We start from the raw sequence: 14,718 nt of genomic DNA, 5'->3' as shown, positions 1-14,718 counted from the left end.
TTTAATTTTTTTTTGATTCTGGTGGTCCCAGATAACTTTCTTTTAAACCACCCAGATCAATCACTAATTTTTGAAGCACCACGGCTGTGTTAATTAATGTATAAGTTATTTTATGTAATCCGGGTTGTTGAAGATGGTGGCCGGTTGTTTTAATAATGATATTATCTGACACCCATTTGCCCCATTCTCTTGGATTATCATCATTTTTATTGATGGATATGATTTGAGGCGTTTCCTGATCAATTGCAATTGCATATTTTAGTCCTTCATCATGGTGGATGTTTAATGTGGGAGAGAAGTATGCATTTATTTTTATACTACCAGTGTCTGTTGCATAAAAATAATATACTAATGTAGTGGCATTGGTGCCTGTATTTTGTTGTTGTGCCGTTACTGGAAATGCAGTAATACCACCGTTTGTTCTACCGATATATGGAATTTTTTGCCAGTGCATACCATTACTTTGGGTTTGCTCTGAAAAATGTACTGCTTCTATTGACACATATCCATCTTGTTCCATGAAATAATTTTTATTTTTTGAAGCAATGCTATTGTTAAAAAATTTTGGATGAATTTGCTTTGTGTTTTTTTCTGATTGATGATGGGTACTATCCGAAAATGGTGTTAAATAAATTTCCGGCATTTTATTGACCGGCGGTTGTTGCCAGTAGGTATAGCCAATATGTGTTTGATCCATCATGTGATTCCATTTCCCATTGGATAGCTCGTGGTTGTAATAATTGGCCATCAACGAATCTTTTTTGAAAAAATAATGAACACTATCGCCATATAATTGTGCTATTTTACTGTTGTTTTGATTGGCATACCATCTGTTTTTTGCGGCTGCCAAATACATCTTATTCAAATTGGCGCTTGCTATTATCGGATATAATACTAATTGATAAAATGCATTCTGATATTTTTGTGGCAACAACTGATTAATTTTTGTTGCTTCATTTTCAATTTGAGTGTATTCATCTACAATTTTTTGGAACTCATGATAATGTATCAGACTATAAGTTTCCGGTGACAATAACTCCGGTTTTCTTCTGCTATTATATTGTGCATCTTTAATTAAGATGTCTGCAATTTTATTGGCATATTTTTTCCCAAATTGCTGTGTAGCCCATTGAACATGATATTGCAATATTTTATCTGCATCCCATTGGTGCGTATTCCATGCATAATCTAAAAAAAAGCTAATGGGTAATTCCATTGGTTTTATATCTCCAACGTTTACAATCCATATTTTTCTAACATGGTATTCATAGGCCAGATGCATTTGTTCCCAAACTCTTGCAATATTATTGGTATTAATCCATTTGTAATTTCTTGGGTCACCTACGTAATCAAAGTGGTAATAGATGCCATAACCTCCGGTTCTTCCTGTATCAGAAAGTTTTGGTAATCTTCTAATATTGCCCCAGTTGTCATCACACAATAATAATGTAACATCATCGGGTACACGCATGCCTTTATCATAATAATCTTGCACCTCTTTATACAATGCCCAAACTTGTGGCGTTTCTGCTGCAGGTAGATGTGTTACTTCTTCTATTATTTTTCTTTGACGTGCTACTATTTTTTCTAATAATGCAGTAGCAGTACCGGTCGTCATCGGTTCATCCCCATCACCACGCATACCAATGGTAACAATGCTTTCGTGATGATCCATATTCTCGATTCCTTTTTTCCAAAAAGAATCTAATACAGCCTGATTGGTTTGGTAATTCCATTCACCATGCCCATATCGTTTCCATTCCTGTTGTGCCCGCATCATTGGTTCGTGATGCGATGTGCCCATAACAATGCCGTATTTATTTGCTAAAATCGGGTTAAGGGTATCATCATTATTAAAAGCATTGCCCCACATAGCAGGCCATAAGTAATTTGCCTTTAAACGTAATAGCAATTCAAATATTTTTTCATACACATGGTGATTAACGCCGCCAAATTTTTCTTTTGCCCATCCTGAAAATGCAGGCGCTTCATCATTAATAAATATGCCTCGGTATTGTACGGTTGGAGATTTGAATGTGTGTATTCCATTTTTTATAAAAATATTTTTATGCTGTTCAATTGGAACGTCTGCCCACCAATACCATGGAGAAACTCCTGCTTGTTTCGAAAATTCAAATACTCCGTAAGCCGTTCCACGTTTATCGCTTCCGGTAATGATGAATGCTTTCGATACATTTTTAAAAGGTTTTTCAACTGTTTGTAACTGAAAAGCTTCCCATTGGCTATTAATGGCATCTACATTTATTTGATGAGATTCTTTTAAACTGTTGATAGTTGTTGAACCTTTTATGCTTCCAATTATGATTAAATTTTCCTGTGCATGTTGTAAATCATGTGTAAGTGCAATATTTCTGCCAATCACTTTTTCTAAATCAGATTGCAACAAAGCTGCTGATTTTTGCACCAGCCAGTCATCTGTATCATCGGTATAAATTGACAGGTTTTGTTTGGGGTCAGTTATATTCCAGGTATTTTCCTGTTTGTTGAAAACAATAAACGATTGAGCGAACATTGCATGCACACATCCGATGAATAAAACAATTGCTATTGTTTTTTTTATCATAGCATCATTCTTTTTGAGGTTAAAAGCCAATTGAATTGCCGCCATCAACAGGCAAAATGGTTCCGGTAATAAATTTTGCAGCATCTGATGATAGGAATAAAGCTGCCGCAGCAATATCTTCAGGCCTTCCTAAAACGCCAAGAGGTGTTCTTGAAAGTACCTTTTGCATTCTTTCTTTATCGTCATTTAGTGCTTTGGCGCTCATTTCAGTAGCTATAAATCCGGGTGCTATACAATTTACACGTATACCCATTGGCGAAAGCTCTACTGCCATTGCTTTTGTCATGCCTTCAATAGCAGCTTTAGATGCGGTATAAGCAATTACTTTTGGAATGCCATATTGCGAAGCCATTGAACTAATGTTGATAATATTGCCATTTTTTTCAGACCGCATATGTTTAACCACCGCTTTAGAGAGTGCAAATACCGCTGTTACGTTTGTTGATAGTATATTTTCAAATTCTTGGTGCGTAACTAATATAAAATCTTTTTTTAAATTAATTCCTGCATTATTTACCAACGTATGAATGGGGCCATATTCCATTATTAGTGAATCTGTTAATTCCGAAATTTTTTCAAACTCTGTCAGATTAAATGCTATGGGAATACATAATTCGCCTAGTTTTTCTTTAGTTGCTTGCAATTTTTTTACATCTCTGCCAATAATAATGGTTCGTATGCCATTTTGAATGAACAATTCAGTAATTGCTAATCCTATTCCGGAGCCACCACCGGTAACGATAGCTGTTTTTAAAGGTTTGTTATTAGTCATGCTAATTAAATTATTTTTTAGTGTGTTCTTTATTTAGGTTCCGGCAATACTAAGTGGGGTATGTTTTTTAAGAGAAGATTCCCGTATAATTAAATCAGAACGGATAATAATTGTATTGGTGAGCTGCAGGTTTTGTTCGCCTTTTAAATGAGCAACCAGTTGCCTGGCGGCTATTTCACCCATTTCAATACCCGGATAATTAAATGTAGTAATTTTTGGCTCAATCAACTTACTAATGGCATCATTGTTAAAACCTACTATGGCAATATCGTCTGGAACTACAATACCATTTTCTTTTAATGTTTGAATAAAGACAGCTGCAGTAAAATCATTTGTAATGAAAACACCATCCGGAATTTGTGTACATTGTAATAATTGATATGCTGCATTACGGGCAGCTTCCTCGCTCAGGTCATTAATAATAACTTGTTTTTTTTCAAAAGGTAAATTATGTTCAGATAGGGCTTTTTTGTAACCCTGATATCGTTGTGCATACACATTTCTGTTTAAGCTTGCAGTTATGTGTGCTATGCGTTTGCAGCCCTGATCAATTAAATGTTTGGTTGCCTGATATCCACATTTAAAATTATCAATTACTACAACAGTGCTATTATCGGTTGGTTCAACCCGATCGAAAAACACTATCGGAATGCCTTTTTTATGAAAAGGTTGGTAATGATCGAGATTTTTTGTGTCGAATGCTAATGATGCAATTAATCCATCTACGCGTTTATGAAATAAGTTAACGGCATTAGCGGCTTCTTTTGTATAGCTTTCTGATGAGTGTGCAATAATAATATCATAACCGGCTTCTGAAGTTACCTTTTCAATTCCTGCTAAAACGGAAGTAATAAAATTACTGTTTAATTCATGCACAATTACCCCGATGGTACTGGTTGATTTTTTACGAAGACTGCCTGCAAAAGTGTTGTATTGATAGCCAATTTCTCTGGCAGTTTTGAATACTTTTTTTTTGGTAAGCTTGTTTACAGCCGGATGGTCTTGTAAAGCTCTGCTTACAGTTGATGTAGAAATGTTCAACTGCCTGGCAATATCATATATGGTAACATCTTTTTTTGGGGTCATAATTGCAATCGGTTGCGTAAAATTCTGTATTTTGAACCAATTGACAAATTTTTATTTTTTTGAAGATGCTCTTATAATGAGTTCGGATCTTAGAATAACAATATTTGTTGTGCTGATATCGGCTATGCCTTTAAGGTGATTGATGAGGTTAGTGGCCGCAATTTGCCCCATAGCATAGCCCGGGTAATTAATAGTAGTTAAATTGGGTTCTACTACTTTGCTGATGGGGTCGTTGTTAAATCCGGCAAACAAAATGTCGGTAGGAATTTTATAGCCATGTTGTTTTAAATACAACATACAATAAGTGGCACAGGTATCGTTTGCGGCAAATACTGCGTCTGGTTTTTGAGTAAGCGAACAAATGTATTTTCCTGCTTCTGTACCTGCTTCATCGCTTAAATTGCTGAATTGTATCAGATTTTCGTGAACAGGTAGGCCTGCTTTTTTTAAAGCTGCTTTATAGCCGGCTAAACGGTCGGCATATACGTTGCGGGTAATATTTCCTCCCAAATGCATAATGCGTTTGCAACCCTGCTCAATCAAATGCGTAGTTATTTCAAATGCTGCTTTAAAATTATCGATCGAAATGCCCATGCAGTCAGATGTAGCCATTGTCCTATCAAAGTAAATGATTGGAATTTTTTTCTGTAGAAAAGCGTTGAAGTGGTCTACGTTATTTGTATCTGATGCTAATGAAACCAGCACCCCGTCTACGCGGCTGTTGAACATGGTAATGGCGTTTGCAGCTTCTTTTTCGGTACTTTCCAGCGACTGACTGATGATAAGGTTATAGCCTTCTTCATTGGCAATACTTTCAATGCCTGCAATTACCGTTGACATAAAGTAGCTGTTCAAACGGGGTATAATTACACCGATAGTTTTGGTTTGTCGTGTCCGCAAATTACTGGCAAACATATTACTGCGGTACCCTAATGTTTTTGCGGCTTCTATAATTTTTTTCTTTGTTTTTTTGTTGATGGCAGGATGGTCTTTTAATCCGCGGCTTATAGTTGCCGCCGATAAGTTTAAATACCGTGCTATATCGTATATAGTAACTTCTTTTTCAGGGGCCATGTTCAATAATGTATAATTAGTAAGCGGTACAAAGTAATTCTAATTTTTTTTAAAATTTTTTTGCAATCGGTTGCATTTTTTAAAATTCTTTTCTATATTCGTTTTGTCAAACGAATGCTTTTATAAAATTATGACCTGTTAAAAGGTTTGCTGTTACCTAAAATGCTTGCTTTATGAAAAGGTTTAGTTATCAATTAACCTACTTCTTTTTGTTGCTGCAAATTCATTTTGCTATAGCCCAATCTGCATCTTATTTAAATCCAGCTCTTCCTATACCTGTCAGGGTAAATGATCTTATCAGTCGCTTAACGCTTGAAGAAAAGGTAAGTCAGATGATGAATAACAGCCCTGCTATTCCACGGTTAAACATACCTTCTTATAATTGGTGGAATGAATCATTGCACGGCGTTGCCAGGTCTAGTGTTGCAACGGTATTTCCGCAAGCAATTGGTTTAGCTGCTACTTTTAATGATAGCCTTGCTTTTGCAGAGGCTACAGCCATTTCCGATGAAGCAAGGGCTATGTATACTGCATCTGTAAAACGTGGTATTTATGAACAATATGCTGGTTTAACTTTTTGGACACCTAATATCAATATTTTCAGGGATCCACGTTGGGGAAGAGGGCAGGAAACTTATGGAGAAGATCCAATGTTAACTGCAAAGATTGGCGTTGCTTTTGTAAAAGGACTGCAAGGCAATAATCCCAATTATTTAAAAGTAGCTGCCTGTGCAAAACATTTTGCGGTACATAGTGGGCCGGAGCGATTGCGTCACTCCTTTAATGCGGTTGCTTCTATAAAAGATTTAAGAGAAACCTATTTGCCTGCTTTTAAAGCTTTGGTAAAAGATGCACATGTTGAGGCTGTTATGTGTGCATACAATAGTACGAATGGTGAGCCCTGTTGCACAAATACTTTTTTGTTGGATGATATATTAAGAAAGGAATGGAATTTTAAAGGGCATGTTGTTTCTGATTGTGGTGCAATTAGTGATATTTATGAAGGCCATAAGTATGTAAAAACTGCAGCAGAGGCGGTTGCCCTTTCTGTTGAAAAAGGTGTGAGTTTGGATTGCGGTGTTGAATATCCTGCCTTGATTGATGCGGTACACCAACATTTAATCAATGAATCAACAATTGATAGCGCACTAGCAGAACTGTTAGCTACTCGTTTTAAACTGGGCATGTTTGATGACGCAAATGCCAATCCGTATAACAAGATATCGGAGTCAGTTATTAATAGCTCTGCTCATCGTTCATTAGCCAAAGAAGTTGCCTTACAGTCTGTTGTATTACTAAAAAATGATGGTGTACTTCCTCTAAAAAATAATTTACCGAGATATTTTATTACAGGTCCAAACGCATCGAACGTTGATGTGTTATTAGGAAACTATTATGGCGTAAATAACCGGTTGGTTACGTTTTTAGAAGGTTTTGCTAATCATATTGCAACGGGTAGTCAGTTGCAATATAAAATGGGATGTTTATTAGACAGGCCATCTGCGAATCCAATTGATTGGACTACCGGTGATGCTAAAAATTCTGATGTAACCATTGCTGTATTAGGTATTTCAGGATTATTGGAAGGCGAAGAAGGCGAATCAATTGCTTCTTCAACCTATGGAGATCGTTTAAATTATAATATTCCACAAAATCAAATTGATTTTCTAAAAAAGTTAAGAGAGGGGAATAAGAAACCAATCATTGTTATTATTACAGGTGGTAGTCCAATGAATTTGTCAGAAGTGCATCAATTGGCAGATGCGGTTTTATTGGCCTGGTATCCGGGTGAAGAAGGAGGTAATGCAGTAGCTGATATTATTTTTGGAAAATCTTCACCATCAGGAAAATTACCTGTTACATTTCCTATGTCTTATGATCAATTACCGCCTTATGATGATTACAGTATGCAGGGCCGTACATATCGCTTTATGAAGTCAACACCCATGTATCCATTTGGTTTTGGATTGAGTTACACTCATTTTTCATATAACAAGCCGGTTGTTAGTAAATCAAATATTCAAGCAAAAGACAGTATTCAATTTACTGTTACAGTTCAAAATACCGGCAAATATGATGGTTCTGAAGTGGTGCAATTATATGTTCAACATAAAGATGCACCTGCGGATGCGCCGGTTTATGCTCTAAAAGCATTCAAAAAAATTAATCTTCGTGCTGGTGCATCTCAAAAAGTTTCATTTATCATAAGCCCGGATATGTTGGAATTGGTAAATGAGAAAGGTGAATCATATTTACCGAAAGGAACCATTGATATTTATGCAGGAGGCTCCTTGCCGGATAAACGAAGCATTGAACTAGGTGCTTCTAAACCAGCATCTCTTTCTATAATATCAAATTAAATTTTATTTACTTATTAACTAATTTAATTATGCCATATAATTTCAATTCGAGCTAATAATTTAAAAAAATAATTAAACTGAACCACTCAGTAAAGAGAAATAAATAAATATCAAAACAAATAATTATGAAAAAAATGATTGCTCAAAAAATGAAGCAACTGCCAGGCAGGTTAATACGGCAGTTTCATTTCTCATTTTCATTAGCCATATTCTCAACTTTTTTATTGATTGTTTCCACTCAGCTACTTTATGCTCAAAATAATGAGTCAAGAAAAATTGTGAAAGGGGTTGTAGTAAATGAAAAGAATGAACCGGTTGTAGGTGCCTCTGTTACTGTTCAGGGATTAAAAGTTGGCACTACTACAAATGAACGGGGTGCATTTTCACTTTCTGTTCCTGAAAAGTCAACTTTAGTAATAAGTTATGTTGGTTATCAAAACAAGTTTATTGATATCAATAAAAATACATCTGATATTTCTATTCAATTGCAATCTGCCAATAATGATTTAGATCAGGTGGTAGTAGTTGGTTATGGAACACAACGTAAGCGTGATGTTACCGGATCTGTATCTTCTGTAAATGAACAGACTTTAAGGGATGTACCGGTTGCCAATATGCAACAAGCCTTACAAGGTAAAGCAGCGGGTTTAGAAATACAGACAGTAGGAACCAAGCCAGGTTCAGGTGCGCAAATCCGTATCCGTGGTACAAGGTCAATCAGTGGTTCGAATGATCCGTTATTGGTATTAGATGGTATTCCTTATGATGGTAGTTTAAATGATATTAATCCCGATGATGTTGCTTCGGTAGAAATATTGAAAGATGCTTCGGCTACGGCCATTTATGGATCAAGGGGTGCAAACGGAGTATTGTTGGTTACTACCAAACGTGGAAAAGCAGGCGCTACCAGAGTTTCCTACAGTGGCTATTATGGTATTGGAACCGTATCTAATAAATATCCGGTATTTAATGCCGCCGAATATCAGGCTATGCGCAACATCTCTCCATGGAATCAGGGTTATGAGCCGGAAGAACTGGCATATATGGCTTCGGGTAAATCTACTGACTGGCAGAATCTGATGTATCAAAATTCTCATAAAACGGATCAAAATATTACTGTATCAGGCGGAACGGCTAACGGTAGTACATTCTCGCTCGGTGGTGGTTATTATAACGAAACTGCATTATTACCCGGACAGGATTTTACCCGTTATTCTGTTAGAGCAACCATCGACTCAAAAGTAGGTAATAAAATAAAAATTGGTTTAAATACCATGAACAGTGTGGGTGTTACCAACGGTTCTCAATTTGTGAATCCCATGTTCCCTATATTAGCTTTAAGCCCTTTAATGCCGGCTTATGATAGCACCGGAAAAATAATTACTGCACCTAATGGCAATAATGATGACAGACAAATTCAATACAGCCCCTTGTTGCTTAATCACAATAACAATAGCTGGGTTGACAGAGTAAGAAGATTAAGAACTTTTAATAGTTTGTATGCTGAATATCAGATCATGCCCGGTTTAAAATACCGTGCCAATATTGGTTTAAATTATACACAGGAAGAAGATGATCAGTTTCAGGCATCAGATGATCCCACTGGCATCAATCCCAGTTATTTCCGACCTCAAAAAGGGAATACTGCTTATGTAAACAATGCCGAAGCCTGGGGTTATACTGTTGAAAATATATTAACCTATGATAAATCAATCAAAAAACATCGTTTAAATTTTACAGGTCTGTATAGTATTCAGGAGTACCACACACATAATACTTCTGTAAGCAAAGATTCAATTACCGATAATTTTTCTCAATTCTATGCTTTAGGCCTGTCAAATCCTACACCTGCACCTGCAGTAGGCGGAGGTGAGCAGTCATGGGCACTGATATCTTACATGGGGCGTTTAAATTATAATTATGATAATCGGTATATGCTAACGCTCACCGGTAGGATAGATGGTTCTTCAAGATTAGCCAACGGGCATAAATGGCATCAGTATCCTGCGGTTTCTGCAGGTTGGAATTTGAATAATGAACAATTTTTTAGAAACAGCAAATTTTTATCCAATAACTTTTCTAATTTAAAATTAAGGGCAGGCTTTGGGCAAACCTCTAATCAGTCCATTAATCCATATTCATCATTAGGACTGGTTTCTAATAATAATGGTTTGGCAAGTCCGGGAAATGTAATTCGCTATAATTATGGCCCAACTGTTGTAACAGGTTACAATGTTTCTGCATTACCAAACCCAAACTTAGACTGGGAATATACCAAAACTGTTAATGTAGGTATTGATTTCGGAATTTTGAAAAACAGAATTACCGGTTCAATAGAATATTATCATCAGCATACCGATAAAATTTTGTACAGTGTGGTGTTGCCTCCAACTTCAGGTGTTTCAGGAAATTATACAACCAATGTAGGATCTATGCAAAATCAGGGTATGGAATTTACCGTCTCTACCATCAATATTCAAAACAGGCATGGGTTTAGCTGGACAACTGATTTGAATTTGTTCTTCAATCAGAACAAGCTGCTTAGCTTAAGTAGTGGAATAGCACAGGATATTGCCAATCAGTTATTTGTTGGTTATTCCATGACAGCAATTTATGATTATAAAAAGTTGGGAATCTGGCAGAAAAATGAAGCTGCACAAGCTGCGCAATATGGTTCTGTTCCCGGTCAAATTAAGTTAGAAGACCATAGCGGTCCGGGCGGAAAACCGGATGGTAAAATTGATGCGAATAATGACAGATATGTGATTGGTAATGGTGATGCGAAATTACAAGGCGGTATGACCAATCGGTTTGCCTATAAAAATTTCGATTTGTCGATTGTAGCGTACGCACGATTTGGCGGGTTATTGGTGAGTCAGATTCATCAGCCTGTTGCTTCTTATTTAACGGTAATGGATGGTAAAAGAAATGGTATTAAAGTAGATTACTGGACACCAACCAGCCCAACCAACTGGTTTCCCGAGCCATCAACATCCATCAGTCCAATTAGTACTGCGTGGACAACACTCGGTTATTACAATGCTTCTTTTGTTCAAATTAGAAGCATCAATCTGGGATATAGCTTTAGAGATCGCATGCTGAAAAGAGTTAATGCACAGTCAATTCGCTTGTATTTCACAGTAGATAATGTTGGTTTTCTTTTCTCTCCCTATAAAAACCAAACCGGTATTGACCCGATTGGTACCAATGTAGGTAATGCAGGTGTGGGAAATCCGGGAAATTTAAGAAGTGGTAATAATGGCATGGTTACCATTAATGCCAGTACACCACTTCCCAGAAATTTTATTGTAGGTGCCAATATTAGCTTTTAATATTTAAAATAATATATATGAAATCATTGTATAAAATTTCAGTCATACCAGCTGCTTTGGTTGCTATGTTAAGTGTTGGGTGTAGTAAAAAGTTACAAGAGCACCCTTACACAGTTTTTACGGTAGATTATTTTAAAACACCTACCGGATTACAAAGTGCTGTTAATGCTTTATACTCCGGTATGCGCTTTAATTACGGCCCAGAAGGTGCAGTAGGTATTACCTGTGACGGAACAGATGAATGGACCTATGCAGACCAGCCAAGAACCGGTGCCGGTGGTACTGCTGATTATTTAACGTTAGGTAATTATACGTTAGATGCTTCTAACGGCGCCATATTGACGCCTTGGAACAGAAATTACTCCAATATTAATTTAGCCAATGCAGTGGTTGATTTAGCCCCAACTGTAAACATGGATACCACCATTCGTAATGGAATTGTTGCCCAGGCGCATTTTCTCCGTGGGTTATACTATTTGTTATTGGTTGAACAATTTGGTGCAGTACCTACTGATTTAGGTGCAGGCGATTTGCATTTTAACGCAACTCCATATCAAGGTTTTAATCGCTTACCTACCGCCGATTTGCTGGTAAAAGATTATCAGGCTATGATTAATGATTTTACCTATGCTACACAGTACTTGCCCGACCAGCGCCCGGCCAATACATTCAAACTTTCAAAAGCGGCAGCTTATTTAATGCTGGCACGAACCTATATTTTTAGAGCATACTCTGCCGCAAAACAAAGTTCTGATTTTGCAAATGCTTATAATGCCGCAATGGAAGTAATTAATAATCAGGCTAAGTACGGAACATCTTTACTGCAAAATTTTGCTGATGTGAATAGAGAAGGGAATGAATATAATCCGGAAATTTTATACTCTGTTGAAAGGATTCCGGGTGATAATAACGATAATGAAGTAGGTAATCCATCAGGCATTGGAGGCGGTAAAGGTGTAGATGCAAGCAATGATTTTACTCCCGATTATACTACGGTTAAATCACCTAAGGCAAATTCATCTACTACGCCATGTGCAACAAGAACTGTATTATATGGCAGGCCAATTAGAAGGTTTTGCCCTACAGCATGGCTATATAATGTTGCTTTTGCTGATAAATTGAATGATAGCAGATATGATGGCAGCTTTAGAACGGTATGGCTGGCAACCCAGGCAGGTGGCGGTTTTAATGTAGGTGATACCGCTTTTGTTTTGGCATATACCAATGCAATGGCCGATTCTATGAATGCCATTCCAAAACCTTACAGGGTAATTGCTCCGAGAGAGTTTTATATTATTGGAGGTACCACCACCCAAAATATTTATCCTTCTTTACGCAAATATGAAGACAGTAAAAAAATGCAGGCCAATGATGAGGGCGGACGCCCATTTCCTGTTGCAAAATTATCTGAATTGTATTTATTGGCTGCTGAGGCTGCTTTTCAAACCGGAAAGGTTAATCAGGCAGTTACACTTATCAATGTAATTCGGGAAAGAGCTGCTTACAGGCCCGGTTTATCTGCATCCGACTTATCAGCCCGTGTAGTTGCAATGGATATCAATGCATCGCAGGTAACACTTGATTTTATTTTAGATGAAAGAACCAGAGAATTATGCGGCGAAAGCCTAAGATGGCCCGATCTGGCCATGCGCGGTAAATTGGTGCAGCGTGTACAATTGTATAATCCGGATGGTGCCGCAAATATTCAACCATTTCATACACTCAGGCCTATTCCCCAAAGTCAGTTGAATGCTACTGCTGATGCAAATAGGGCACAATATCAAAATCCGGGGTATTAATTTTTTTTAATAAGAAAACAAATTATATGAAAAAAGTATTGCTTTATATAGCCTTGCCGATTTGCTGTTATGCAGGATTATCTTCCTGCAAAAAGGTTCCGGTAAATAATATTATGAATCCGGGCAATTATTCAGATACATTCGGATTGATTAAAACAGCAGCCACAGCAGATGGTTTTCCGTTTGGGTTGGCAATTGATTACACCCCTATGTTGAATAATCCGGTTTATGCCGGAACAGTTACCCGGGAAGCAAATAGTGTAACGTTTGGTTATCAAATGAAGCATGGCGCTATTGTTCAAAATGATGGTAGTTTAAATTATACCAATACAGATGCACTGGTGAATGCATGTGTAAATGCAGGTTTACAAATTTATGGACATACTTTAGGCTGGCATCAAAACCAAAACGCTACTTACTTAAAAAGTTATGCTGGTATTACAATTCCTGCAGCAACTGAATTACTGGCGAATCCCGGTTTTGAGTTGGGTAATGCAACTTCTTTTAGTAACTGGTCAACTTATAATGCATCTAACGGTGCTACCATTTCTGTAACAACAACCCCGAGTCAAGTGCATAGTGGCACACGTGCAATGATGGTGGTTAATCCTGTTGCCAACCCCGGTAGTCAATGGAAAGTTCAGGTAGCCAGTGATTTGTTTAATACAACGGTTGGTCATCAATATACCGTTTCTTATTGGGTATATGCAGCAGCTGCGGGTGGTTCTATCCGTCTTTCTACCCAAACCAGTGGCGGTGGTTCTGCCCAATATCAGGGAGATCAGACCATTGGCACAAGCTGGCAATTAATTACCTGGACAATCACTGCAAACTCACCTCAAACCAGAATTTTGTTTGACATGGGGCAAGCCGCTAATACCTATTATATTGATAATGCCAGTGTAAAGCAGGTAATAGCAGCGCCATCAGGCTCGCAAATTGCGGTGAAGTTAGATTCGGCACTCAATAATTTTATTACCAATACAGTTACCCGATATAAAGGAGTGGTAAAAGACTGGGATGTTATCAATGAATTATTTGCCGATAATGGTACATTGCGCAATAACAGTAATACTTCCATAACAGGATCGGATGTTTTGGTTTGGTCAAATTATATGGGAAATACTTATCCCCTGCATGCATTTCAGTACGCACAAGCGGCAGATCCTAATGCATTATTGTTCATAAACGATTATGGTTTAGAATCTAATTCAGTAAAATTAGATTCGTTGATTTCGTATGTTAAATTTTTAAAAGCAAATGGTGCAAAAGTAGATGGCATTGGAACACAAATGCATATTGCCTGGAATACCAGTTATGCAGGTATTGATGCTATGTTCCAAAAACTGGCAGCTACCGGCTTATTGATTAGAATTTCAGAATTAGATGTTCGTATTAATCCGAATGATAAAACCGGATTTATGCCAACCTCACTATTTTATGGCTATCAGGCAGATATGTATAATTATGTTGTAAACTCTTATTTAAAATATATTCCCAAAGCGCAACGCTATGGCATTACAGTTTGGGGCGTTGATGATCCTGAAAGTTGGATTATCACATCTCAGAAAAAAGTTGATAACCCATTATTATTTGATGCCAATTTTGCAAGAAAACCTGCATATAGTGGATTTTTAAATGCACTTAAAGCACAACAATAATAATTCATGCAAATGATTTAACCGTGCATATATTAAGTAAGATAAGTTAA

General features: G+C 37.1%; 8 protein-coding genes. 4 read left to right on the top strand and 4 right to left on the bottom strand.

What is annotated here, in order from left to right:
* Position 1 precedes the first annotated feature (1 nt).
* From AC3QLY_RS15215 to AC3QLY_RS15200, 4 genes are read right to left on the bottom strand one after another with little or no spacing between them, the layout of a single operon-like run.
* A complete protein-coding gene (locus AC3QLY_RS15215) occupies positions 2 to 2,584 on the bottom strand; it encodes a glycosyl hydrolase 115 family protein (RefSeq protein WP_218331784.1) in 2,583 nt (860 codons plus the stop codon).
* Positions 2,585 to 2,603: 19 nt separating this feature from the next.
* Positions 2,604 to 3,356, bottom strand: a complete 753-nt coding sequence (locus AC3QLY_RS15210) for an SDR family NAD(P)-dependent oxidoreductase (RefSeq protein ID WP_218331782.1) — start codon at positions 3,354 to 3,356, stop codon at positions 2,604 to 2,606.
* A 33-nt stretch (positions 3,357 to 3,389) separates the two neighbouring features.
* On the bottom strand, positions 3,390 to 4,442 hold the full coding sequence (locus AC3QLY_RS15205; protein ID WP_074419018.1) for a LacI family DNA-binding transcriptional regulator: 1,053 nt from the start codon (positions 4,440 to 4,442) through the stop codon (positions 3,390 to 3,392).
* 51 nt (positions 4,443 to 4,493) lie between these two features.
* Complete coding sequence (locus tag AC3QLY_RS15200; RefSeq protein WP_074419017.1) at positions 4,494 to 5,516, bottom strand: LacI family DNA-binding transcriptional regulator; 1,023 nt, start codon at positions 5,514 to 5,516, stop codon at positions 4,494 to 4,496.
* A 173-nt stretch (positions 5,517 to 5,689) separates the two neighbouring features.
* On the opposite strand from AC3QLY_RS15200, the gene AC3QLY_RS15195 reads away from it, so the two are divergent.
* From AC3QLY_RS15195 to AC3QLY_RS15180, 4 genes are all read left to right on the top strand, one after another.
* Positions 5,690 to 7,876: a glycoside hydrolase family 3 C-terminal domain-containing protein gene (locus tag AC3QLY_RS15195; protein ID WP_218331780.1), complete on the top strand. Its 2,187-nt coding sequence runs from the start codon at positions 5,690 to 5,692 to the stop codon at positions 7,874 to 7,876.
* 125 nt (positions 7,877 to 8,001) lie between these two features.
* The gene (locus tag AC3QLY_RS15190; RefSeq protein ID WP_074420120.1) at positions 8,002 to 11,208 is read left to right on the top strand and encodes a SusC/RagA family TonB-linked outer membrane protein; all 3,207 of its coding nucleotides are present in this window, start codon (positions 8,002 to 8,004) and stop codon (positions 11,206 to 11,208) included.
* Between the two features lie 17 nt (positions 11,209 to 11,225).
* Positions 11,226 to 13,007 carry a RagB/SusD family nutrient uptake outer membrane protein gene (locus tag AC3QLY_RS15185; RefSeq protein WP_492989990.1) on the top strand — a complete coding sequence of 594 codons (1,782 nt, stop codon included), beginning with the start codon at positions 11,226 to 11,228 and terminating at the stop codon, positions 13,005 to 13,007.
* A gap of 26 nt (positions 13,008 to 13,033) precedes the next feature.
* On the top strand, positions 13,034 to 14,668 hold the full coding sequence (locus AC3QLY_RS15180; protein WP_074419266.1) for an endo-1,4-beta-xylanase: 1,635 nt from the start codon (positions 13,034 to 13,036) through the stop codon (positions 14,666 to 14,668).
* Positions 14,669 to 14,718 lie beyond the last annotated feature (50 nt).

Source organism: Hydrotalea sp. GW822-HT8A01 (genome assembly GCF_058798575.1).
This window is presented reverse-complemented; position numbering and strand designations above follow the sequence as displayed.

Coding starts and splice junctions, on each gene's coding strand:
- AC3QLY_RS15215 (WP_218331784.1), bottom strand. CDS start 2,584: ATGATAAAAAAAACAATAGCAATTGTTTTATTCATCGGATGTGTGCAT.
- AC3QLY_RS15210 (WP_218331782.1), bottom strand. CDS start 3,356: ATGACTAATAACAAACCTTTAAAAACAGCTATCGTTACCGGTGGTGGC.
- AC3QLY_RS15205 (WP_074419018.1), bottom strand. CDS start 4,442: ATGACCCCAAAAAAAGATGTTACCATATATGATATTGCCAGGCAGTTG.
- AC3QLY_RS15200 (WP_074419017.1), bottom strand. CDS start 5,516: ATGGCCCCTGAAAAAGAAGTTACTATATACGATATAGCACGGTATTTA.
- AC3QLY_RS15195 (WP_218331780.1), top strand. CDS start 5,690: ATGAAAAGGTTTAGTTATCAATTAACCTACTTCTTTTTGTTGCTGCAA.
- AC3QLY_RS15190 (WP_074420120.1), top strand. CDS start 8,002: ATGAAAAAAATGATTGCTCAAAAAATGAAGCAACTGCCAGGCAGGTTA.
- AC3QLY_RS15185 (WP_492989990.1), top strand. CDS start 11,226: ATGAAATCATTGTATAAAATTTCAGTCATACCAGCTGCTTTGGTTGCT.
- AC3QLY_RS15180 (WP_074419266.1), top strand. CDS start 13,034: ATGAAAAAAGTATTGCTTTATATAGCCTTGCCGATTTGCTGTTATGCA.